This window comes from Rhizobium sp. Root1204 (genome assembly GCF_001424965.1).
Lineage (GTDB): Bacteria > Pseudomonadota > Alphaproteobacteria > Rhizobiales > Rhizobiaceae > Pararhizobium.
In genome coordinates this window covers 330,640-353,658 of record NZ_LMCZ01000006.1, presented here as the reverse complement: position 1 = coordinate 353,658, position 23,019 = coordinate 330,640, and the positions used below count along the sequence as shown (strand labels likewise).

The 23,019-nt window shown below is 60.6% G+C and carries 24 protein-coding genes; 6 read left to right on the top strand and 18 right to left on the bottom strand.

Annotated elements, in window-relative coordinates:
• Nucleotides 1-207: 207 nt before the first annotated feature.
• Together ASC96_RS09215 and ASC96_RS09210 are read left to right on the top strand one after the other, a co-directional pair.
• Nucleotides 208-2,889 (top strand): DNA translocase FtsK, encoded by a 2,682-nt coding sequence (locus ASC96_RS09215; protein WP_060502866.1) that lies wholly within the window; start codon nt 208-210, stop codon nt 2,887-2,889.
• 149 nt (nt 2,890-3,038) lie between these two features.
• Nucleotides 3,039-3,716: an outer membrane lipoprotein carrier protein LolA gene (locus ASC96_RS09210; RefSeq protein WP_060502865.1), complete on the top strand. Its 678-nt coding sequence runs from the start codon at nt 3,039-3,041 to the stop codon at nt 3,714-3,716.
• 19 nt (nt 3,717-3,735) lie between these two features.
• On the opposite strand, the gene ASC96_RS09205 is transcribed toward ASC96_RS09210, so the two are convergent.
• The 5 genes from ASC96_RS09205 to ASC96_RS09185 all read right to left on the bottom strand — a co-directional run bounded on the left by ASC96_RS09205 (nt 3,736) and on the right by ASC96_RS09185 (nt 6,662).
• Nucleotides 3,736-4,242: a GNAT family N-acetyltransferase gene (locus ASC96_RS09205; protein ID WP_060502705.1), complete on the bottom strand. Its 507-nt coding sequence runs from the start codon at nt 4,240-4,242 to the stop codon at nt 3,736-3,738.
• 105 nt (nt 4,243-4,347) lie between these two features.
• Nucleotides 4,348-4,965: an exopolysaccharide biosynthesis protein gene (locus tag ASC96_RS09200; protein ID WP_060502704.1), complete on the bottom strand. Its 618-nt coding sequence runs from the start codon at nt 4,963-4,965 to the stop codon at nt 4,348-4,350.
• 4 nt (nt 4,966-4,969) lie between these two features.
• Complete coding sequence (locus tag ASC96_RS09195) at nt 4,970-5,281, bottom strand: ATPase inhibitor subunit zeta (RefSeq protein WP_060502703.1); 312 nt, start codon at nt 5,279-5,281, stop codon at nt 4,970-4,972.
• A 53-nt stretch (nt 5,282-5,334) separates the two neighbouring features.
• Entirely contained in the window at nt 5,335-5,631 is a 297-nt protein-coding gene (locus ASC96_RS09190; protein ID WP_060502702.1) for a hypothetical protein, read from the bottom strand.
• Between the two features lie 44 nt (nt 5,632-5,675).
• Complete coding sequence (locus ASC96_RS09185; RefSeq protein WP_060502701.1) at nt 5,676-6,662, bottom strand: TerC family protein; 987 nt, start codon at nt 6,660-6,662, stop codon at nt 5,676-5,678.
• 299 nt (nt 6,663-6,961) lie between these two features.
• On the opposite strand from ASC96_RS09185, the gene ASC96_RS09180 reads away from it, so the two are divergent.
• Nucleotides 6,962-7,768 (top strand): exodeoxyribonuclease III, encoded by an 807-nt coding sequence (locus ASC96_RS09180; RefSeq protein WP_060502700.1) that lies wholly within the window; start codon nt 6,962-6,964, stop codon nt 7,766-7,768.
• Nucleotides 7,769-7,774: 6 nt separating this feature from the next.
• On the opposite strand, the gene ASC96_RS09175 is transcribed toward ASC96_RS09180, so the two are convergent.
• The 4 genes from ASC96_RS09175 to ASC96_RS09160 form a co-directional block, all read right to left on the bottom strand.
• On the bottom strand, nt 7,775-8,797 hold the full coding sequence (locus ASC96_RS09175; protein WP_060502699.1) for an LLM class flavin-dependent oxidoreductase: 1,023 nt from the start codon (nt 8,795-8,797) through the stop codon (nt 7,775-7,777).
• A 167-nt stretch (nt 8,798-8,964) separates the two neighbouring features.
• Nucleotides 8,965-9,534: a histidine phosphatase family protein gene (locus ASC96_RS09170; RefSeq protein ID WP_060502698.1), complete on the bottom strand. Its 570-nt coding sequence runs from the start codon at nt 9,532-9,534 to the stop codon at nt 8,965-8,967.
• Between the two features lie 38 nt (nt 9,535-9,572).
• Entirely contained in the window at nt 9,573-10,028 is a 456-nt protein-coding gene (locus ASC96_RS09165; protein WP_060502697.1) for a cyclic nucleotide-binding domain-containing protein, read from the bottom strand.
• Between the two features lie 51 nt (nt 10,029-10,079).
• Nucleotides 10,080-10,763, bottom strand: coding sequence for a response regulator transcription factor (locus ASC96_RS09160; protein ID WP_037097252.1), 684 nt, complete (start codon nt 10,761-10,763; stop codon nt 10,080-10,082).
• A gap of 142 nt (nt 10,764-10,905) precedes the next feature.
• Here ASC96_RS09160 and ASC96_RS09155 point away from each other — a divergent pair, with 142 nt between their 5' ends.
• Nucleotides 10,906-11,457 carry a L,D-transpeptidase family protein gene (locus tag ASC96_RS09155; protein ID WP_060502696.1) on the top strand — a complete coding sequence of 184 codons (552 nt, stop codon included), beginning with the start codon at nt 10,906-10,908 and terminating at the stop codon, nt 11,455-11,457.
• Nucleotides 11,458-11,474: 17 nt separating this feature from the next.
• Here ASC96_RS09155 and ASC96_RS09150 read toward each other — a convergent pair whose 3' ends face one another.
• The 7 genes from ASC96_RS09150 to rplS form a co-directional block, all read right to left on the bottom strand.
• Nucleotides 11,475-11,987, bottom strand: coding sequence for a histidine phosphatase family protein (locus tag ASC96_RS09150; RefSeq protein ID WP_060502695.1), 513 nt, complete (start codon nt 11,985-11,987; stop codon nt 11,475-11,477).
• Nucleotides 11,988-12,068: 81 nt separating this feature from the next.
• Nucleotides 12,069-12,881: a methyltransferase domain-containing protein gene (locus tag ASC96_RS09145; RefSeq protein WP_060502694.1), complete on the bottom strand. Its 813-nt coding sequence runs from the start codon at nt 12,879-12,881 to the stop codon at nt 12,069-12,071.
• A gap of 126 nt (nt 12,882-13,007) precedes the next feature.
• Complete coding sequence (gene leuC / locus ASC96_RS09140; RefSeq protein ID WP_060502693.1) at nt 13,008-14,417, bottom strand: 3-isopropylmalate dehydratase large subunit; 1,410 nt, start codon at nt 14,415-14,417, stop codon at nt 13,008-13,010.
• 312 nt (nt 14,418-14,729) lie between these two features.
• Entirely contained in the window at nt 14,730-15,545 is an 816-nt protein-coding gene (locus tag ASC96_RS09135) for an amino acid ABC transporter permease (protein ID WP_060502692.1), read from the bottom strand.
• Nucleotides 15,546-15,555: 10 nt separating this feature from the next.
• Nucleotides 15,556-16,353: a transporter substrate-binding domain-containing protein gene (locus ASC96_RS09130; protein ID WP_060502691.1), complete on the bottom strand. Its 798-nt coding sequence runs from the start codon at nt 16,351-16,353 to the stop codon at nt 15,556-15,558.
• Between the two features lie 157 nt (nt 16,354-16,510).
• Nucleotides 16,511-17,335 (bottom strand): class I SAM-dependent methyltransferase, encoded by an 825-nt coding sequence (locus ASC96_RS09125; RefSeq protein WP_060502690.1) that lies wholly within the window; start codon nt 17,333-17,335, stop codon nt 16,511-16,513.
• Nucleotides 17,336-17,426: 91 nt separating this feature from the next.
• A complete protein-coding gene (gene rplS, locus ASC96_RS09120) occupies nt 17,427-17,969 on the bottom strand; it encodes a 50S ribosomal protein L19 (RefSeq protein ID WP_037097235.1) in 543 nt (180 codons plus the stop codon).
• Nucleotides 17,970-18,273: 304 nt separating this feature from the next.
• Here rplS and ASC96_RS09115 point away from each other — a divergent pair, with 304 nt between their 5' ends.
• On the top strand, nt 18,274-19,020 hold the full coding sequence (locus ASC96_RS09115; protein WP_060502689.1) for a sulfite exporter TauE/SafE family protein: 747 nt from the start codon (nt 18,274-18,276) through the stop codon (nt 19,018-19,020).
• 10 nt (nt 19,021-19,030) lie between these two features.
• On the opposite strand, the gene ASC96_RS09110 is transcribed toward ASC96_RS09115, so the two are convergent.
• Nucleotides 19,031-19,624: a TetR/AcrR family transcriptional regulator gene (locus ASC96_RS09110; protein WP_060502864.1), complete on the bottom strand. Its 594-nt coding sequence runs from the start codon at nt 19,622-19,624 to the stop codon at nt 19,031-19,033.
• 149 nt (nt 19,625-19,773) lie between these two features.
• Here ASC96_RS09110 and ASC96_RS09105 point away from each other — a divergent pair, with 149 nt between their 5' ends.
• Nucleotides 19,774-20,997, top strand: a complete 1,224-nt coding sequence (locus ASC96_RS09105; RefSeq protein WP_060502688.1) for an MFS transporter — start codon at nt 19,774-19,776, stop codon at nt 20,995-20,997.
• Between the two features lie 92 nt (nt 20,998-21,089).
• Here the strand turns inward: ASC96_RS09105 and ASC96_RS09100 are convergent, their stop codons facing one another.
• Entirely contained in the window at nt 21,090-22,991 is a 1,902-nt protein-coding gene (locus ASC96_RS09100) for a diguanylate cyclase (protein WP_060502687.1), read from the bottom strand.
• Nucleotides 22,992-23,019: the final 28 nt, after the last annotated feature.

The following is a 23,019-nucleotide window of genomic DNA, read 5'->3' as shown; positions in this document are numbered from 1 at the left end:
CATTTGACCCGGACACCCGTCCGGGTCTTTTTTTGCCCTCACACCTGCCAATGACTGCCAAAAAACGCTTTCAATAGGGAAAACTGCGGTTGCAGAAGCGTTTCACGTAAAGGAAGCGTCAAGGTTAATAGGGCTTTAACTCTCCTCTGCTTACCTTCGAAGCATGCGCCCATGGCGTTTTTCGGGAATAACAGGCAGCAGGTCATCATGAGCAGAAGCAATCAGGCGGTATACGACAACCGTTCCAACCGGTTTGTGCTTTCCACATTCGTCTGGAAACAGGTCGCCGCCCTGGCGGGGTTTGCGGTGTTCGTCGCTCTCGGGTTCGCGATCGCGGCATTGTCGAGCTGGAACGTCGCCGATCCCAGCTTCTCCTACGCCACAGCCGATGCTCCGACCAACCTGCTCGGCTATACAGGTGCCGCCTTCGCCGACATCTTCATGCAGTTCTTCGGCATTGCCAGCGTTGTCGCACTTCTGCCCGTCGTCGCCTGGGGCCTGGTGCTGATCATCGGCAAACCCTTCGATCATATCGTCAAGCGCGCCGGCGCCTGGTTCCTCGGTTCGGTGCTGGCCTCGGCTGCACTCAGCTGCGTTCCCGCCCCCGTCACCTGGCCCTTACCCAACGGCCTTGGCGGCGTCTTTGGCGACATGATCCTGCGTTTTCCTGCTTTGTTTACCGGTACCTATCCGACCGGCACGTTCGGCACCGTGCTTGCCGTCCTGTTCACGCTTCCCGCCGCCTACTTCCTGATCTACAGCGCCGGCCTCATCGGCGTATCCGACCCTGAGGACGAGATCGACGAGCCGGCACCGGCACCCAGCAAGGCCCGCACCGTCAGCGACGAATCCGAGGACGACGAATCCGAAGGCATCATCATGGTGATGGCAGGCGCCCTCACCCATATGCGCTTTACCGCGCAAGCCCGTATCCGCCGCCTGTTTGGCTTGAGCGGCCGCCGCAAGCCGTCCGCGCGTGATTATGACGAACCCTATGATTTCAACGGCGACGAATTCGGTACGTTGAACGAACCGTCCCGCCCGAAGGCTGTTTCCCGCTCGGAGCGGGTCGAGCCGTCGCTGGACCGCAGCGAACGGCGCACGGTTGCAGCGCCGCCAATGTCTATGGACGAAGACGACGACGATTTCCCCGCGTTCGACAACCGCCGTGCCTCCGCCGACTTCATGCCTGATGGTGACGAGGACGACGACAACGATCCGGCTGCCGACTGGGCGCCGGTGCCCGCACCGCGCAAGCAGGCCATGCCGCAGACCGCCGCCCGTGTGGTCCCCGCCGCACCCCGCCCGAAGACCGGCCAGCGGGGCGATCGCGAGGCGCAGGCGTCTCTGGTGTCCGATGACGGCGATTTCACTCTGCCGCCGCTGCATTTCCTTGCCGAGCCAAAGAACGTCGCCCGCGACGCAACCCTGTCGGCCGATGCACTCGAACAGAATGCCCGCATGTTGGAAGGCGTGCTGGAGGACTTTGGCGTCAAGGGCGAGATCATCCATGTCCGTCCCGGCCCGGTCGTCACCATGTACGAACTGGAACCTGCGCCGGGCATCAAGTCCTCGCGCGTCATCGGCCTTGCCGACGATATCGCCCGCTCGATGTCGGCGATCGCCGCCCGCGTCGCCGTTGTTCCTGGCCGCAACGCCATCGGTATCGAACTGCCGAACCAGCGTCGCGAGACCGTCTATCTGCGTGAACTGATCGGCTCGAGAGATTTCGAGACCAGCAAGACCCGCCTTGCCATGGCGCTCGGCAAGACGATCGGTGGCGAACCCGTCATCGTCGATATTGCCAAGATGCCGCATCTTCTCGTTGCCGGCACCACCGGCTCGGGTAAATCTGTCGCCATCAACACCATGATCCTGTCGATCCTCTACCGGCTGAAGCCGGAGCAGTGCCGTCTGATCATGATCGACCCGAAGATGCTCGAACTCTCCGTCTATGACGGCATCCCGCATCTGCTCTCGCCTGTCGTCACCGATCCGAAAAAAGCAGTCGTCGCTTTGAAATGGACCGTGCGCGAGATGGAAGAACGCTACAAGAAGATGTCGAAGATCGGTGTGCGCAACATCGACGGCTTCAACTCACGCGTCGAGCAGGCGATGGCCAAGGGCGAGCAGATCAGCCGCACCGTCCAGACCGGCTTTGACCGCCAGACCGGCGAGGCCGTCTACGAAACGGAAGAATTCGACTTGGCACCGATGCCCTATATCGTCGTCATCATCGACGAAATGGCCGACCTGATGATGGTCGCCGGTAAGGATATCGAGGGTGCCGTCCAGCGGCTCGCCCAGATGGCCCGTGCCGCCGGTATACACGTGATCATGGCAACCCAGCGCCCGTCCGTCGACGTCATCACCGGCACGATCAAGGCCAACTTCCCAACCCGTATCTCCTTCCAGGTGACGTCGAAGATCGACAGCCGCACCATCCTTGGCGAACAGGGCGCCGAACAGCTGCTTGGCATGGGCGACATGCTCTACATGGCCGGTGGCGGCCGCATCCAGCGTGTGCACGGCCCGTTCGTCTCCGACACCGAGGTCGAGGATGTCGTCAAATACCTGAAGACCCAAGGCTCTCCGCAATATCTCGACGCCATCACCGAAGATGACGGAGAGGATGATGAAGGCGGCAGCGGCCCGGCGGGCACCTCCAACCTTGCCGATTCGGACGATCCCTATGATCAGGCCGTCGCTATCGTGCTGCGCGACGGCAAGGCATCGACATCCTATGTCCAGCGCCGCCTCGGCATCGGCTACAACCGCGCCGCCTCGCTGATCGAGCGCATGGAACAGGAAGGCATCATCGGTGCTGCCAATCACGCCGGCAAACGCGAGATCCTGGTGCCGACCGAAAGCGACATAACCGGCCGGTAACCCTCCGAGAAAGCCGTTCGCAAAAGAGCGTCGATCCCGGACAAAAATCACCGGGAAGACCCTCACGGCGAATTGAAGACGCGCGCAGGACAGGCCTTGAAGGCGCCGCACTTGCGCTCCACATGAGACTGGAAATGAAGGAGACGACGATGACAGACACGCAAACCGGCCATTTTGAACAGGATACGAAACGTCCGTCCCTGTCGCGCCGCGCCTTCGTCGGCGGCCTTGCTGTTTTCGCCGCTCTAAGCTTTATTGGCCTGCCAATCGAGCCCGCGCGAGCGCAAGCAGCTCCAGCAGCGGTCGCCCAGAAAATCGCCGACCATTTCGCCTCGGTCAAGACCATGAGCGGCGAGTTCGTGCAGTTCGGCCCGCGCGGAGAACAGACCGGCGGCAAGTTCTTCATCAGCCGTCCGGGCAAGATCCGCTTCAACTACGAAGCCCCCTCGCCGATGCGGGTGATCGCCGACGGCAAGTCCGTCGTCATCGGCAACCAGAAAATGAAGACCTGGGATATTTATCCGCTGTCGAAGACGCCGCTGAAGTTGCTGCTGTCCGACGAGATCGACCTGACCGGCAAGATGGTCCGCGACGTCAAGGAAGAGCCCGACCTGATCACCATCGTGCTGGGCGACCGCACCGTGTTTGGCGATGCGACGATTACCCTGATGTTCGACCCGAAGACCTATGACCTTCGCCAGTGGACGATCACCGATGCGCAGAAGAAGGATACGTCGGTAATGATCTTCAACGTCAAGAACGGCGTGCCGATGGACGACAAAGTTTTCCAGATTCCGTATGACGACATCAACAATCGCGGCAAGTAAGCCCGATTGAGGCTACCGATCATCCTTGATGGGCGCCGCCGTCGATGCGGCGAACCATGAGGATATCGTCGATCTCCCTGCCTTCATGAAGAATACCCGCTTCGACGCGGCCGATTTCCCTGAACCCCTCGCGCTGATAAAATCTCAGGGCCTGAGGATTTTCCGCGCTCAGCGCCAGTTCCAGCAGCCGCACACCGGTGCCGCGCGCGTAATCGGCAATCGCATCGAGAAGAGCCTTCGCATGACCGGCGCCACGCCTGTCCTTGCGCACATAGACCATGATCACCGTGGCACGATGCGCCAGCTTGCTGGCGCCTTGCCGCATCAGGCCCATGATGGCGACCGGCTCGCCTTCGTGAAAATCGACGAAAACAGCATTGACGGTCAGCCGCCTTGCCCATTCGGCATCCGGCAAGGCTTCCCAGTCCGCGGCGCTGCTGGCGAAGGCTGCGGGCTCGCGGCGCAGGGCTTCGAGCCGGATCCGGCGGAATATGTCGATGTCCTCAGGCCCGAGGTGCCGGATCATGTTGCTCTCCCATCAGCGGCAGAATCGCAAACCGCTGCCGCCCGGCACGCTACACGGCAATGGATCACGTGGCCAAGCTTAGAAAAACGGGGGCAGCATTACCCCTCACATCAGGGATGTAAGAGCCGATCCGGCAGCGATGGCGAGATAATAGGACACAATGCAGGCGGCAACGCATGCCGCCATGGCCACGATCACCATCAAACCATCCCTTTCCGCCAGCGAGATCGCGATCAGGACGATCGCCAGCGATGGAAGCGTGTTACCGAACGGGATCGGCAGAGCAATCAGGACGGCAAGCAACAAGACAGGGAGCGCCAGCACGATCCGGGCCTTGCGCCCGGTCAGCGCCCCAAGCCGCCCCGGCGTGAGCCACGCCTCGAAGCGCAGGACCCATGGCCGTGTCGTTGAAACCGTTGCCTCGACGGCTTTCAACGGCAGAACGCGGCGCCCGATGAAATCGGGCAACCATAGCCGGTCAGCTCCCGCCATCATCTGGATAGCAACAAAGGCAAGGCAGGATCCGAGGAAGAATCCGAACGGCCCGGGCAATGGAATGATCGTCGGCAGGGCGAGAATGAGAAGCGTGAAAGCGACACCAATCCGGCCTTCACGTCCCAGCATGCATTTCAACTGCAGCCCATTATCCTGTCTCGCGCGGTCGAGGAGTTCCAGCATGAACTCCGACCCCTTGATTTTTTCTTCCTCAAGCTGACCGTCCAAGTCATCAATCCGTCGAATGACTGTCGAGCAATGACTGACGGTGGAAGGATTTGAGCAGCTTGCGCATCTCTTCCTCGCTGACAGTAATACCTTTGGCTTCGAGATCGTGGATCAGTTTGGCGATGATGTCGGCATCGCCGGCAATCTCGAAATCGCTCCTGTGCACATCTTCCACATAGGCGGATAAATCATCGCCCGAAAGATTGAGTTTCTGACCCGCCCAGTAACCGGCGAGACGATTGCGTCTGGCGCGGATTTCATTGAGTGGCGAGGAATCGAATGGCTCGCTGGTTTCTGCCCCGCTCTCATTTTTCATAATTGTGCTCATCCCTACATTCGTCTTTCTATATCTACTCGCGATGGAAGGTGTCAGGTTTCGTCTTTCTGGAGTTGGGCCAAGGTAGCATCGCAGGCCGGATGGATACCCTGAAGAAAATCATCCGGCTGATACCAGCCAATGGTGACACCCATCGCAGACGTCAAGGCCCAGGCAGGCCGTTCACCCGCCTGAGTAAGGAGACGCGGTGCGCCCTCACGTAGGCAGGTCTCTGCCTGTTCGACGATGGCAGGCGCTGCCTGCGCACCGGCAAGCGCTTCGCGCAGGTCAGCTGCAGCGGGTTCGACGATCATCGAAGCGATAACTGATGACATGAATTCGAGAAGCATTTTTAAGTCCGTATTGAGTTAGGGGGAGAGTGTGTGGGCTGCCCTTAATGGGCAGCCGTCTCGCTTTTGCGGGTCTTCATCAGGCTCCAGACCACGCCGCTTGCGATGATCAGGAAAGTCATCGACAGGGACAGGGCAGCCGGGAATTTTTCCAGGCCGAGAAGATCGGCGACGAAGATCTTGGAACCGATGAACACCAGGACGATGGCAAGCGCCGGCTTCAGATATTTGAAGCGATGGATCATCGCGTCGAGAGCAAAGTAGAGAGCGCGCAGACCCAGGATAGCAAAGATGTTCGAGGTGTAGACGATGAACGGGTCGGTGGTGATCGCGAAGATCGCCGGAACCGAGTCAACGGCGAAGATCACGTCGGCAATTTCGATCAGCACCAGCGCCATGAACAAAGGCGTGATGAACAAAACCGTCTTGCCGGTCTGCGGGTGCGGCAGCTTGACGAAGAACCGTTCGCCGTGATGCGTCTCCGTGACGTTGAACTTGCGTCGCATGAACGACACCAGCGGGTTGTTGGCGATATCCGGATCGGATTCCCCGACAAACAGCATTTTCAAGCCGGTGAAGACCAGGAAGGCCGCGAAGAAATAGAGCACCCAGGAGAACTCGGTGACGAGCGTAGCGCCAAGGCCGATCATGATGGCGCGAAGGACGATGACGCCGAGAATACCCCAGAACAGCACGCGATGCTGATAGATGCGCGGAACGGCAAAGAAGGAGAAGATCAGCGCGATAACGAAGACGTTGTCCAGGGCCAGCGTCTTTTCGACGACGAAGCCGGTGACATAGTTCATCCCGGCTTCAGCGCCGAGATACCACCACACCCAGCCACCGAAGGCCAAACCGAGGGAGATGTAGAGCGCCGAAAGCTTGAGGCTTTCCTTGACGCCGATTTCCCGGTTTTCCTTGTGCAGGACACCGAGGTCAAATGTCAGAATGGTCGCGACCAGCGTGATGAACGCAGCCCACATCCAGAGTGGGGATCCCATCCAGTGGACGAGCATAAACGAAAGGTCCAAAGCCTTCTCCTTCGCCGGCATATAATGTCGAAGAAGGTCCGACATCGTAGAACGCCGGCGGCTCTACCAGAGGGGCCCGGACCACGGGTCTGGCCCCAAGTGGAGTTGCGCATCGGGCCGTTCAAGGGGCCTGGTATTTTTTATTTTCGATTTTGACGTTCCTGATGAGTGGCTCGCCGGGGATGCGCAGGACTACGCAATAACAGCGTAAATCCAATGGCCAAGCCGGTGAAAAATCCCTATGACGGAATGCGCGGGCTGCGCCCGTCTCAACCAGTCTTCATGAAAGAACCCCTCGCATGGCATTGTCGATCGCGACCTGGAACATCAACTCGGTGCGCCTGCGCATGCCGCTGGTCGAGCACCTTTTGAAGACCTGGGCGCCGGATATCCTCTGCCTGCAGGAAACCAAGGTCGCCAATGACCTCTTCCCCTTTTCACCGCTGAAGGAACTCGGCTACGAGCATATCGCCATCCATGGCCAGAAGGGTTACCACGGCGTCGCCACCATCTCCCGCCTGCCGCTGCATGAGCTGAGCGACCGGCGCGATTATTGCGGCGTCGGCGATGCCCGCCATCTCTCGGTGGTGTTTGAAAAATCCGGCAAGAAGATCCGCCTGCACAATTTCTACGTGCCCGCCGGCGGCGACGAGCCGGACCGGGCGATCAACCCGAAATTCGGCCACAAGCTCGACTTCATCGACGAGATGAAAATGCTGCACGCCGAAAGCGAGGCCGGTATTTCCTCGGTGCTGGTCGGCGATCTCAATATTGCCCCGCTGGAACACGATGTCTGGTCACACAAGCAGCTCCTGAAGATCGTCAGCCACACGCCGGTCGAGACCGAAGGCCTGACGGCGGTGCTGAACGGTGGCGCCTGGGTCGACCTGATGCGCCAGCACACGCCCTCACCCGAAAAGCTCTACACCTGGTGGAGCTACCGCGCCAAGGATTGGGAAGGTGCCAACAAGGGCCGGCGTCTCGACCATGTCTGGTCATCCGCCGACCTCTCGCCGCACCTCACCCGCGTCGATATCCTGAAAGAAGCCCGTGGCTGGGACCGTCCCTCGGACCACGTCCCCGTCATCGCCCATTTCGACCTTTAAAGCGGTTCATCGCCAGCCGAGTGCCGGCGCCACATGCTTCAGAACCGATTCGATGACATGGGCGTTGTAGTCGACGCCCAGCTGGTTCGGAACGGTCAGAAGCAGGGTATCGGCCTCGGCGATCGCCTCGTCTTCAGCCAGCTGCCGAATGAGGGCATCAGGTTCAGCCGCATAGGATCGGCCAAAGATCGCCCGCGTCTGGTCGTCGATATAGCCAATTGAATCGCTTTCCTTGCTGCCGCCACCGAAATAGGCCCGGTCGCGATCATCGACCAGCGCAAAGATGCTGCGGCTGACCGACACGCGCGGCGTGCGCGTATGGCCAGCGTCCTTCCAGGCCTCGCGGTAGAGCCGGATCTGCGCCGCCTGCTGGACATGGAAAGGCTCGCCGGTTTCGTCGTTCTTCAGCGTCGAACTCTGCAGGTTCATGCCGAGCTTGGCCGCCCAGATGGCGGTGGCGTTGGAGCTGGCGCCCCACCAGATACGCTCGCGCAAGCCCTCCGAATGCGGCTCGAGCCGCAGCAGGCCGGGCGGATTGGGAAACATCGGACGCGGGTTCGGCTGGGCGAAGCCCTGACCCTTCAGCACTTCGAGAAACACTTCCGTGTGCTTGCGGGCCATGTCCGCATCTGTTGCGCCTTCTTCCGGTTCAAGGCCGAAATAACGCCAGCCGTCGATCACCTGTTCCGGCGAGCCGCGGCTGATGCCGAGCTGCAGGCGTCCGTTCGAGATCAGGTCGGCGCTTCCGGCATCCTCGGCCATATAGAGCGGATTTTCGTAGCGCATGTCGATGACGGCAGTACCAATCTCGATCTTCTTCGTCCTTGCGCCAATAGCGGCAAGAAGCGGAAAGGGCGAGGCGAGCTGACGGGCAAAATGATGGACGCGGAAATAGGCGCCGTCGGCACCGAGTTCTTCGGCGGCAACCGCCAGGTCGATCGATTGCAAAAGCGCATCCCCAGCCGAGCGGGTTCCCGATTGCGGCGAGGGGCTCCAATGTCCGAACGAAAGAAAGCCGATTTTTTTCATTGTTTTCTATCCCGATGATGGCGATGTGTTGCAGCATAGATGGGGAAGAAGCGCATCACAGGAAAGAGCGTAGATCAACCGCAGACCTCCTGTCTTGGAAACACACTGTCTTCAAAAAGAAACGGCGATCTGGTCCTGGCACAAGCGCCGGTCTTTTTCCGGTCTTGCTATTCGATCAACGTCACCTGCCCATGCTCCAGGCAGTAAAATCCATCCTGCGGCACCGGCAGTTCCAGCATTTCACGGCGGGACAGCCCGAGGTAGACGCCCCTGATCAATCGCCCGGTGAGCCCGTGTGAAACGGCGATCACCGGCGTGGATATTCCAGAGAGCCAGCTGTCGACGCGTGCACAGGCACTGTCGAATGTCTCGCCATCCGGAGAACGGAAGTACCAGTCGAACGCATCCGCTCCCTCAAGCACGCCCGGATATTCGACGTCGATCTCGTATAGCGTCATGCCGTCCCAGCAACCGGTGGTCACCTCCATCAGGCGGGCGTCCTCCCGGGCAGGAAACGAAACCGTCAGCATGATGCGCGCGGCCGTCTCCTGCGCGCGGCCAAGCGGGCTGACGTAAAACTCAAATGTAATGCCATTCGCGCCGATTTCCTGCGCCAGCCGCGCAGCTACCCGATCCGCCTGAAGAATGCCGCGCGGCGTCAGCGGCGAATCCTTCTGCCCCTGGAAACGCCCAAGCGTATTCCAGACGGTTTCCCCATGGCGGAGAAGGTAGATCATGCGGGATATCTTTCGCGACGAGTGATCACCGCCGAGCTCTACCCGAATTTCGGCGCCAGCCTCTGCATGGCGTCGATCATCGCCTGCAGGTTAGCCTTGATCCGGCCTTCGACAACAACGGCGACTTCCGGATATTCCTCGAGCATGCGGCGGAACAGCGGCCGGTTGATGCGGATGACTTCGCTATCTTCCTCGGCGGTTGCAGTAAACTTGCGCTCGACGAACGAGATCATCGCCAGCTCGGAGAGAAGCGTGCCACGCCCGACTGTATCCACCACCTCGACGCTGCCATCGACCAGATTGCGTGTCAGCGTGACGGAACCACTGGCAATGGCAAAGGCGCAATCGGCCGGCGCGCCCTCGCGAAACAGCTGCTGGCCCCTGTTCAACCGGCGCCGCTCGGCACCGAATGCGATCAGCCGCAACTTGTCGTCATCGATATCCGCAAACAGCGGCACGAGGGACAGAAGGGTGATATCGTCGTTCAGCGACAAAGGGATACCTCTGAGCGGGCATGACACCAGATGGGACCACGCCCCATGTCGTTAGGGAACTATCTTGTAGCCGCCATTCTCTGTCACCAAAATCTCCGCATTGGAAGGGTCGCGCTCGATTTTCTGGCGCAGCCGGTAGACATGGGTCTCCAGCGTATGGGTGGTAACGCCGGAATTGTAGCCCCAGACTTCTTCCAGAAGCACGTCGCGGGTGACGACCTTCTGGTCGGCGCGATAGAGATAGCGGATGATCGCCGCTTCCTTTTCGGTGAGCCGGATCTTCTGGCCGTTCTCCAGCGTCAAAAGCTTCTGGCCCGGCTTGAACGTATAGGGACCGACGGTGAACGTCGCGTCCTCGCTCTGTTCGTGCTGGCGCAACTGTGCCCGGATGCGGGCGAGAAGCACAGCGAAGCGGAACGGCTTGGTGACATAGTCGTTGGCGCCTGCCTCAAGGCCAAGGATCGTATCGCTGTCGGTATCATGCCCCGTCAGCATGATGATAGGCGGCTTGAAGCCGCCCTTGCGCAGGAGCTTGACTGCCTCGCGGCCGTCCATGTCCGGCAAGCCGACATCCATCACCAGAAGGGCGATCTGATTGTTGCGGGCGGTGTTGATGCCCTTGGCAGCCGTCGATTCCTGCAGGATGGTGAATTCCTCATAGAGGGCAAGTTGCTCCACCAGTGTTTCACGCAGGTCGTTGTCGTCATCGACGAGAAGAATGGTGCGGGCCGACATTCGTATCCCTCCTTGCTTCCGGTTGAAACTAACCCAATCGATGCTTTTGACAAGCAGCGGGAGCTTTCACCCGTTTGTTACATATTGTGTAGTGCTATGGTTATGTTTCAGATCACGGACAACGCAAAAAACTGTGAGTAAAATGCGACGAAAACCCCGCAAGGCCGCAAATTGCGCCCGCACCATCACCGTCAGACCCAAACCCGGAAATCGCACCAGAGCCCTCGTCACTTTCGCCGGACGCACCGAGGAGGCCGCCATCGGCCGCAGTGGTATCACCGCGCGCAAGCGCGAAGGTGACGGCGCCACCCCGATCGCCGCCATGCCCCTTATCGGCGGCTATGTCCGCCACGACCGCATCACCAAACCGCCAACAGCCCTGCCACTGCGCTTCACGCCCAAAAATCTGCTGTGGTGCGACGAGCCCCGCCATGCCCTCTACAACCGGCCCGTGGACGCGCCGTTCAAGCCGAGTCATGAAAAGATGCGCCGCGATGACAACCTCTACGATGTCTGCCTGGTGATGGACTGGAACGTGATGAGCCGCAAACGCTATGGCGGCTCGGCCATCTTCTTCCACCTCGCCAAGCCGGGTTACACGCCGACAGAAGGTTGCGTCGCGGTGAGCCTGCCAGCGATGAAACGGCTGCTGCGGTTCATGCGGCGCGGGACTGTGGTGCGAGTGACGCGATAAGGGCTTGGCAGAAAACGTCACGCCGGCTGGGGCGTGACGAACCGCTCGAGGTAACCGTTTTCCGGCGTAATATCCGCCCAGCTCGCCACCGGGAAATCAATGACGGCAAGCGCTGCTGTCGGAAATTTAGCGCCGAGCCGCGCCATGGCATCTACCTCTCCATCGCCACAGAGCAGCGCCGCCGTTTCCTCGATCTCCGGATTGTGGCCGACGAGAACGATCACTTTCGCTTCGGTTCCCGCCGCGCGGAGCGCGTTCACCAGACGCTCCGGCGTGCTGTCGTAAAGGGAGGTGTCGAAGCGCTCAGGGATACCAGCAGCAAAGGCCCGCCGCGCCAAACCCCAGGTTTCACGCGTGCGCAGGGCGGGAGAAACAAGCGCGAGATCTGGAACCAGGCCTTCTCGCGCCATCAGGCCGCCCATGAACGCAGCGTCCTTGCGGCCACGCTCCGCCAGCGGCCGGTCGTAGTCGTCCACGCCTTCGGGACGGGCAGACTTCGCATGGCGGAAAAGAAGCAGGCGGCACGTCATTTGGAACTTTCCTTGTTGCGGCAACGCCTGGCACCGTTCGCGGTGTGCCGAACCGGATGGTGCCCGAAGTCCGTCAGCTGATTAAGGCATTGCCGTGACGATATGCGCGCGGATAGGGCCTTCGATAGCTCCGTCGCCAAACTGCCGCCTCAGCCCTGCGGCAACGGTTTCGGTCACATCCTGCAGCTTTCCGGGCGCACGCGCCTCGATCTCGACAGCCAGCGGGTTGCCCTGACAATAGGCCGTCGCCGCATCGAGCGCCGACCGGGCATGGCTGACACAGTCAACCGTCTCGATCTGTACCGACGAGAACCCGGCCGCCCGCACATCCGCAGTGATCGCGGGAATGTCGTGATATCCATGCGGTGTCCGCTCCATGAAACGCGGCGGATCGTCCGGAAACAGATCGCGCAGGGTTTGCGTGACATTCAGGACGAATGCATTGCTCTGGATGACATCCCAGACACTGAAGAGATAGCGCCCGGCAGGCCTCAAAACGCGCCGGGCTTCGCGGTAGCCTGCGATCCTGTCTGGAAAGAACATCACGCCGAATTGGCACACCACGGCATCAAAACCCTGATTGCCGAACGGCAACGCCAGACCATCAGCCTGCTTCCAGGTCACGCGGTCATCCGCACCCTGACCGGCGATTGCCAGATCAAGCATCGGCTGGTTGAGATCCGTGGCGACGATCAGCACGTCACGCCCGAGCCGGGCCGCCATGGCGCGTGTCAAAACACCAGTTCCAGCGGCGATTTCGAGCACGTCGCGCGGTTGAGACATGGCAACACGCCCCGCCATCTCCTGCGCATAAGGTTCGAAGATCATCGGCACAAAAAGCTTTTCGTAGATCGCCGGCATGCCCCCGGCAAAGACCTTGTCCGCGCCAGTCATGAGGAGACTCCCAAACCGTGAGGCCACTCTCCCAGCATACACCCCCAAACAAAAAGGCGGAAGCACCGCTTCCGCCTTCGTTGGTTCTGGCCCCCGGCGTAAGAACGCCGGGAGATAAACCCAAACTTACTTCCAGTCGCGAATGTCGACGAAGTGTCCGGAAACCGCGGCAGCAGCGGCCATCGCCGGCGACACCAGATGGGTGCGGCCCTTGAAGCCCTGGCGGCCTTCGAAGTTGCGGTTCGAGGTCGAGGCGCAACGTTCGCCCGGCTTCAGGCGGTCATCGTTCATCGCAAGACACATCGAGCAACCCGGTTCGCGCCAGTCGAAACCGGCTGCCTTGAAGATCTTGTCGAGGCCTTCGGCTTCCGCCTGTTCCTTGACGAGGCCGGAGCCCGGCACGATCATCGCTGAAACAGTCGAGGCCACGGTGCGGCCTTCGACAACCTTGGCGACTTCACGCAGGTCCTCGATACGGCCGTTGGTGCAGGAGCCGATGAAGACGCGGTCGATATTGATATCGGTGATCTTCGTGCCCGGCTTCAGGCCCATGTAATCAAGCGCACGCCACTTGGAGGTACGCTTGTTTTCGTCGGTGATGTCGTCCGGGTTCGGCACGATGCCCTGAACCGAGATGACGTCTTCCGGCGACGAGCCCCAGGAAACGATTGGCGGCAGGTCGGCGGCATTCAGCACGACAACGCGGTCGTAATGCGCACCTTCGTCCGTCTGCAGCGTCTTCCAGTAGGCAATCGCCTTTTCGAGGTCTTCGCCCTTTGGCGCACGCGGCTTGCCCTTGATATATTCGAAGGTCTTTTCGTCCGGCGCGATCAGGCCGGCGCGAGCGCCGCCTTCGATCGTCATGTTGCAGACGGTCATGCGGCCTTCCATCGACAGGTCGCGGATGGCTTCGCCGGCGAATTCGATGACGCTGCCGGTGCCGCCGGCGGTGCCGATTTCACCGATGATGGCGAGGATGATGTCCTTGGCGGTAACGTGTTCCGGCAGCTTGCCATCGACACGCACCAGCATGTTCTTGGCCTTCTTCTGGATCAGCGTCTGGGTGGCGAGCACATGCTCGACCTCGGACGTGCCTATGCCGTGCGCCAACGCGCCGAACGCGCCATGCGTCGAGGTGTGGCTATCGCCGCAGACGATGGTCATGCCAGGCAGGGTAAAGCCCTGTTCGGGGCCGACGATATGCACGATGCCCTGGCGGATATCACTGGCCGAATAATATTCGACGCCGAAATCGGCGGCGTTCTGAGCCAGCGCCTCGACCTGAATGCGGCTTTCCTCGTTCTTGATGCCGAGATGGCGATCCGGCGAGGTCGGCACGTTGTGGTCGACGACGGCCAAGGTCTTCTGCGGAGCCCGCACCTGACGGTTCGTCATGCGAAGGCCTTCGAACGCCTGCGGGCTCGTCACTTCGTGAACGAGATGGCGATCGATATAGAGAAGACAGGTTCCGTCATCCTGTTGATCGACCAGATGGTCGTCCCAGATCTTGTCGTAGAGGGTACGCGGTGCGCTCATGGCTGTGCATCCATTGTGAAGAAGTTCGGGCATTGTGAAGAAGGAAAGTTCCGGCAAAAGGCGCCGGCCACCCGGCCGGGGTCAAGCCCCAGCGGTCAAATAAGTCGGCTGCTAAGGGCGCCGCAAACGCACGCAAAAAACCGTGCCGGCAGACGCTTGTGGTCCTGCAGCACGACAATTTTCTGCTCGTAACATCCGAATTTGGATTCCATGGAGGCGGATATAGCAGTTTTGTGAAGGCTCGGCAATTGGCGAGATGGGTGTCGCGCTCTCCCCCTTCTCCCCTCGGGGAGAAGGGGAAACAGCGATTGCTTACCCCCTCTGCCCCTGCCGCATCTTCTGCTCCAGCCGCCGCAGCGCCAGCGATAGCCCGACCGTCAGGATCAGGTAGATATAGGCGACGATCGAATAGGTCTCGAAGAATCGGAACGAACCCGACGCATAGATCTTGCCCGCCTGGGTGATATCGGCGACGCCGAGCACCGACACGAGGGATGAGTCCTTCACCATCGCCACGAAGTCGTTGCCGAGCGGCGGCAGGATGACGCGGATTGCTTGCGGGAACACGACGAGCCGGAAGCGTTGATAGCGCGACAGGCCAAGCGCCTTGGCGGCCTCGATCTGGCCCTTGTCGACCGACAGGATACCGGCGCGAAAAACCTCGGCGATGAAGGCGGAATAGCCGATCGAGAGCGCAATGATCGCCCGCCACATCAAGGACAGGTCGCGCACCACCATCGGCTGCATAACCTCTGCCGAAATCAGCGGCGACAGGACGAAGTTGATCGCCACCACCAGCGCCGGTGCGCCGGCAAAGGCAATGTAGAAGAGAAGAACAAGGATCGGGATGCCGCGGATCACCTCGGTATAGAACCGGGCGATCTGGCGCAGCGCTGCCCGGTCTGACAGCGCCATCAGCGCGATGCCGAGCCCCAGCACCGTCGCAAAGAAGAAGCCGACCAGAGTGACGAAAATGGTGATGCCGATCCCGGCTGATACGATGGTGAAGACCTGGCGGTAAACGCCACTGGAGATGATCACCACGGCCAGCGCCACGGCGATCACGGCAAGGGCGACCAGCCACCAAGGATAGTCGCCCTTCTCTGAATTGTCGTGCGCAGGCGTCATCGGGCGGGGATCATTCGCCCATCTTGTAATCGACGAACCATTTCTGGTTCAGCTTGTCGAGCGTGCCATCCGCCTTCAGCGCTGCGATGGCGGCATTGACGGGGGCAACAAGATCCGAGCCCTTCTTGAAGATGAAGCCGAAATCCTCGGTGCCAAGCGGCCCGCCGACGACCTTCAGGCCACCCGCCGAGGAATCGACATAGCCCTGGGCCGCGACGCTATCGGTCAGCACCGTATCGACATCGCCAGCCTTCAAGGCCTGCACCGTCGCGCCAAATGTCTCGAATAGCTTTATGCGTGGGTTCTGTTCGTTGCCATCCAGTATTTCATAGACTGCCGTATAAAACGGCGATGTACCGATCTGCGCGCCAATCAGGCCGTCAGTAAAGGCGCCAAACGTCTTGGCATCGGTGAAACGAGCCTCGTCGCCACGCACCAGCATGAACTGCTGCGAGCGCATATAGGGATCGGAGAAATCCACCTTGGCCTTGCGCTCGTCCTTGATGGTGATGCCGGTCATGCCGATATCGTACTGGCCGTCGGACACCGCCTGAATCATCGCATCCCAGCTGGTGTTCTGATACTCGATCTTGAAATTCACCCGTTTGGCGATTTCTTCCATCGCGTCATATTCCCAGCCGATCGCCTTACCGCTCTTCGGATCGACGAACTGGACCGGTGGATAGGCATTCTCGGTCACCACAATAACGGTGCGCCCTGCCAGATCCGGCAGATCGGCAGCGGCAGCGGTGAAGGGCGCAAGAACAAGGGCGGTCAGGCCGGCGAGAAGGATGCGGCGGGAAAACATGGGTGGCTCCTGAATTGTGGCGACCGGAACGTGTCACAGAAGCCAGCGGGCTGGCAAGGGCCACGGCTTCGCCTCCGCCAGCAAAAATTGGAAAGGCCCGGCCTATCCGGTTGAATTTACGAAAAATCCTACCGGATACCCCGTCTACTCCATAAACTCAGCGAACTTTTGTCGCGCCGATCGAAAACGACAGCGGAATACGCGGTAGTCCCGGTACCTGCTCGAACTGGTCTTCGCCGATCTCCACCATGCCCGGATAATGCCGCCAGACGAGGATTTCGTGCTCGTTGAAGAAATCGAGCGCCAGCCCGGCCTGGAGGAGCGCATTGACTGTATCGCTGACCGGGTGCAGCCATTCATACATGCGCTGATGGGTTAGCGGCCGTTCATCACCGGTATAGGTGTGGGTTTCTTCAAACAGCAGCGGCTGTTCGGCAGGCGTGCGCCAGCTATAGGTCAGCGACAACCGGCCATCCTCCGCGCCTTCGTATTGGTACATCTGCGGATGCCCGTCGAGCAGGTAGAGACGGCCACCCGGCCGCAACAGGCTGGCGACGACTTTGGCCCATTGAAAGATATCCGGCAGCCAGTGAATGGCGCCCCAGGTGACGAAGACGATGTCGTAGGTTCGGTGTTCCAGCGCCGCCGCCGCATCATAGACCGAGGCCTCGACAAAAATCGCCTCCGTCCCGGCCCTTTTTGCAAAATCTCGCGCGGCGGCGATGGCCACCGGTGAAAAATCAAGCCCGGTAACCGAGCCCGCGCCCAGATGCTTGAGGCTCAGCGTATCCAGCCCGATATGGCATTGCAGGTGGACAATGTCCTTACCAGCGATGTCGCCGATCTCGCTTGCTTCCAGCGCATGCAAGGAAGAGCCGCCTGAAATCACCCGGTCGATCCGGTAGCGGCCTGTCGTGTCCGTCGCGTGCAGCCCCGCCCGGTCGTCCCAGTTCAGCCGGTTGGTTTCGATATAGTCGCTCATTCCATTCTCCCCCCAGAGAATTCCCCTGCTATCAAACAGAAAAAGGCGGCCCGAAGACCGCCTTTTCCAAACAATCCCGATGGATTGAAACTTATTCTGCTGCCGGCTCGGCTGCTGCTGCAGCGGCTGCTTCTTCAGCGGCCTTGGCTGCTGCGGCTTCGGCTGCTGCCTTTTCGGCGGCCAGAGCCTGTGCTGCTGCGACCTTTTCAGCTTCCAGACGTGCCTTTTCTTCGGCAACGGCTGCGCGCTCGGCGTCGTTCAGCTTGCGGGCGCGGGTGCCGGTATCTTCAACGATACGAGCCGACTTACCGCGGCGATCGCGCAGGTAGTAGAGCTTGGCGCGACGGACCTTACCGCGGCGAACGATCTCGACACCCTCGACGAGCGGCGAGTAAACCGGGAATACGCGCTCGACGCCTTCGCCGTAGGAAATCTTGCGGACCGTGAAGCTTTCGTTGATGCCACCGCCGGAACGGGCAATGCAAACGCCTTCATAGGCCTGGATACGGGTACGGGTGCCTTCTGTCACGCGAACGTTGACGCGGACGGTGTCGCCTGCCGAAAATTCCGGAAGCGTGCGCTTGGCGGCAATCTTGGCGGCCTGTTCGGCTTCCAGCTGCTGGATGATGTTCATGGGTCTAACCTTCTCAAGTTCTTCTGCAACAGCCAGAGCGCTCGATCGAACCCGTTGGACCTGACCTCGGATGAGGCGCCTCAAGGTTTTGTTTCTCGGGGAGAAACAGGAGCGAATTCACCATTCTTTGTTTTCGGCTGACGGGATTTCTCCCGAACCGGTCGGGCGAATACACCAAAGCACAGCGTTTGTCATCCCCGGGCGGCAAAAATTCTCCATGCCACAAGCTGGCGGAAGATGATTTCCGCGTCTTGCCGCCAGTGACCCTGCAGGCTATGCCGGATTCTATCGCTGGAGGAGCGTCATGTCCATATCCACTGCCATTCTGCTGTTTGTCGCAGGGTTCCTGTCGAGTGCCGTCAACGCGGTGGCTGGCGGCGGCACCTTTCTGACCTTCGGCGCCATGACGCTGGCTGGCCTGCCGCCGATCGTCGCCAATGCCACGTCCTCCATCGTCCAGTTTCCGGGCTATGTCACGTCGGCCATGGCCTATTCCAAGGAAATCTGGGCGGACCGCCGCGAGGCCGCCATTCTGGGCGTCCTGTCGCTGATCGGTGGCCTGGGTGGCGCGCTGATCCTGCTATCGCTATCCAATCCCTCGTTCCGGGCGCTGGTCCCTTGGCTGTTGATTGCAGCGACGGCGATCTTTGCCGCCGGCCCGCTGCTGCGGCCGAAGTCGGCAGTGGACGGCGCGCCGATCGGGCCGGTGGGATTGCTCAGCCAACTGGCCACCGCCATCTATGGCGGCTTCTTCGGCGCCGGCATGGGCATCATGATGCTGGCCGTGCTCGGCCTGTCGAAGGGCGGCGACTATCACCGGCTGAACGCGCTGAAGAACTTCCTGGCCATGGTCATCGCCGCCGTCGCCATCGTCGTCTTTGCCGGCGGCAACGTCGTCGGTTGGCTGCATGCCGCCGTGATGATCCCCGGCGGCGCGCTCGGTGGCTATGCCGGTGTCTGGCTCGCCCGCCGCGTGCCGCAGGCGCTGATCCGTGGCCTCGTGGTCGCCGTCGGCCTGCTGCTGGCAGTCTATTATTTCGTCACGGGTTGAGACGGCGCCGTCACGCCTGCTTCAACCGCAAGCCTTCGAGCAAGGTGCGAAATCCCTGCACCGCCCGCCTTGAGGTCTCTTGTGGATCCCCGGAATTGGCGATCCACAGGGCGGCGTTGATACTGGCGCCGTTGATCAGCCGCGCGGTCACTTCCTCGTCGACATCAATGATCTCGCCGTCCTGTTTCAGCTGACTCAGACTTTGGCTCAGGGCCGCGATGCAGCCGTTGGTCGTCGGCCATTGCGAGATGTCGCCGAGCACGGCCGGGCCGTCGCGGAACATGATGCGCTGGATTTCCGGTTCCAGCGCCATCTCGATATAGGCCGAACATTCTTCGACAAATCCCTGCCAGCGTGTCGGGGCGGCGGCTGAGACCCTGTGCAAGTGCTCCGTCATTTCCGCATCGATTTCCCGGATGACCGCCTGCAACAGGCCCTTCTTGTCACCGAAATGATGATAGAGCGCGCCGCGCGTCAGGCCCGCCGCCGCCGTGAAATCATCCATCGAGGCTTCCGCATATCCGACGGTGCCGAAGGCATGGCGGCCCGCCGCAAGCAGCTTGGCACGCGTTTCGGCAATCATTTCCGGGCGAGGCTTAATGATCCTGACCATACGGGCTCCTGCTTCACATACGCAGCGTATTTATTTTTACATACGTCCGTATTTTAATTGACATACGCCATGTATGCAACCACGTTAAGACATACGCCACGTATGTAGGTGGCCTGACCGGACAATTTTAGGAGCCTCCGATGTCCAACCCATACAAGGAAATATTCAGCGTGCCGGGGGCCAAGGGGTTTTCCGCGGCCGGCTTCCTCGCCCGCTTGCCGCTTGCCATGGCACCGATCGGCATCGTCGCCATGCTGTCGCAGACACGTGGTGACTATTGGGTCGCCGGTGCAGTTTCGGCGACCTTTGCGCTGACCAATGCACTGGCAGCCCCGCAAATCTCGCGTCTGGTCGACCGGTTCGGGCAAAGCGCCATCATCGTGCCGAGCACCATCGTCTCGGTCGTCGCCTTTGCCCTCCTCATCCTGTCGGCCAATCAGGACTGGCCGGAATGGACCCTGTTCGCCTCGGCCTTTCTCGCCGCCGCCATGCCCAGCATGCCGGCCATGCTGCGGGCACGCTGGACGGAAATCTTTCGTGGCCGCCCGGAGTTGAATACCGCGTTTGCCTTTGAATCCGCCGCAGACGAATTGGTCTATATCGCCGGCGCCTCCGTATCGGTTGGTTTGGCCGTCTCGTTGTTTCCCGAGGCCGGCATGCTGATCTCAACGTTCTTCCTTGCCTTGGGCACCACCGCCTTTGTCCTGCAGCGATCGACCGAACCGGCGGTCCGCCCGGTCGAGACAGGAGTGGCGCAGACATCGGCCATTCGCCTGCGCTCCGTGCAGATCATCACGCTGGCGCTGATCTTCGTCGGTTCGATGTTCGCAACGGCCGAGGTCACCACCGTCGCCATGACCAGGGAGCTTGGCCAGCCGGGCGCCGCCAGCTTCGTCATCGGCGTCTATGCGATCGGCTCGTTCGTGGTTGGCCTCATCCTCGGCGCCCTCAAGCTGCGCACGCCGTTGCACAGGCAGCTGCTGATCGCCGTCAGCGTCCTGGCCGTGACAGCCCTGCCGCTGCTGATCGCCGATACAATACCACTTCTAGCCCTTGCGGTCTTCGTCAGCGGCATCGCCATCTCGCCCACGTTCATCACCGCCTTTGGCCTGATCGAACGCCGGGTGCCGGAATCGATGCTGACGGAAGGCATCACCTGGGTCATGACCGGCATTGGCATCGGCATGGCGCTTGGCGCATTTCTGGCCGGCCTGGTTGTTGATATGTTCGGCGCGCAAAATGGCTTTTGGCTCTCGGTCGCGGCCGGCGTAGCGGTGGTCATCATCATCGCCCTGGGCCAGAAAATCCTTGCAGGTGGCAGGCCGCAAGCAGCCGGTGATGCGTTGGCCCAGGCCGCCGAATAATCCGGCAAAAGACCATGGCGCGCCGATTGGTGCGCCATGGTGGTCATGATGAGGACAAGAAGTGCTCGCCGGAAGGCAGGCCCGGATAAACTCTAGGTCCGCGTGAGGCGCTCCGGCCGTGCCTCGAAACCGCTGGCCTCCACCCGGTTTCGCCCCATTTTCTTGGCCTGATATAGCGCTTCATCCGCCCTTTCGACCAGGTCTTCAGCCGACGTCACAAGCGTACCGGCGTCGAAGGTCGAAACTCCGATGCTTGCGGTGACAACATTGAATTCGCTGCCGGCATGGACAAGCGCCCGCTGCTGCAAGGCAGCCCGAAATGCCTCGGCAAGATCGAGTGCTACCGCCCGGTCCGTCGCCGGAAGCACAATGGCAAACTCTTCCCCACCGTAGCGCGCGACCAGATCACCCGGGCGATTGGCAATCGCATTCAGACATGCGCTCACATGCTTCAGGCAGGCATCGCCCGCCGGATGGCCATAGGTATCATTGTAGGACTTGAAGCGATCGACATCGATCATCAGCAGGCTGAGCGGTGCTACCGTCCGCTGCGCATTGGCGCATTCCGCCGCCAGTGCTTCATCGAAAACGCGGCGGTTTGCCAGACCGGTCAGTCCATCGGTCTCGGCCAGATCCCGCATCTGCTCGGCAAGCTGCCGCAGTGACAATTCGGCATGTTTCATCGCCGTAATATCGGACACGACTACCAGGGCCGAGCCATCCTGCGTCAGGCGCGTCCGCAGGCTGAGCCAGCGATTGTCGGACAACGGGATTTCGGTGTCGCGGGTAAAATGCAGGCCCTTGGCGGTATTCTGGATCCAGACTTCACTGACATCCTTCGCTATATCCTTGCGTTCGCCATTGCGGGCGGATGCGCGCATGATGTCGGTAATATGAGCCCCGGGTTGCCGGGCATAGGCCGAGAGCGGGAATGCCGTCCGGTATCTCTCGTTGCAGAACAGCAGGTAACCATGGCGGTCAAACATCGCCAGCCCGTCCGACATTTCGGCCATTGCCTGAGACAGGAGGTTCCGGCTGTCGAGCAATTCGCGCTCAAGACGCTTGTGCTGGGTGATGTCCCGCGTCACGCCAGCCAAGCCAACCGTGTCGCCATGCCGGTTCTTCAGCACCACTTTCGTCGTTGAAAACCAGCGCGTCGCGCCCGTTTCGTCGTCGAGCGCCTCTTCATGATCAATCAGCGGCTCACCCGAACCCATGATCTGCTGTTCGGCCTCGAACAGGCGCTGGGCCCGCTCCGGCGGCGCCAGATCAAAATCCGACAAACCGACCATGTCCGACGGTTTCTGGCGGCCGTGTTGATGGGCGACATTCAGATTGGTCATGACGAATCGGCTGCGGGGATTTTTGACATAGTGAAAGTCCGGCGCCTGAGTCAGTGCCGCGCGCAGCAGATCCCGCTCGAGCGTCGACCGGTGGACATAGGTCATGACCGTGCCGGATATGGCTGCCGCCACCATGTTCAGGGAGGCCGTGATCAGGCTCATCTGGTACATGATCAACGGTGTATCAGGTTTTGAAAACACAAAGATCAGGATGCTCGACGTGACCGGCAGGATGAAAACGGTTGCCGCAACGCCTTTTGGCTTCGACGCGTGTTTTCCCAGGGCGAAATGCGCAGCGAGAAAGACTGCCGATACGATGGTAATACCGATGACGCCGTTGATTGCGCCGGCACCGCCCATGACCAGCCGAAATGCCATCGCCATTGGTGCCGTGATGGCGATCGCCAGCGGCCCACCGAACATTGCCGAAATCGCCAGCAACGAGCTTCTCAGGTCAAACCGGATGCCGCCGTCGAACTCGACCGACAAAAGCATGGTGATGACGACTCCAAGGCCCATCACCGCCCCGAAGCCAAGCTTCAGCTGAATTTTGGAGAGACCGTAGAAACGGTAATACAGGTGCATCCAGAGCGAGATCAGCAATGCTACTGAAGCCAGATTGCCGACCAATACCTGCCAGGCTGATGTCATTTCGTTCGTTGCCGTCTTAATCGAATGG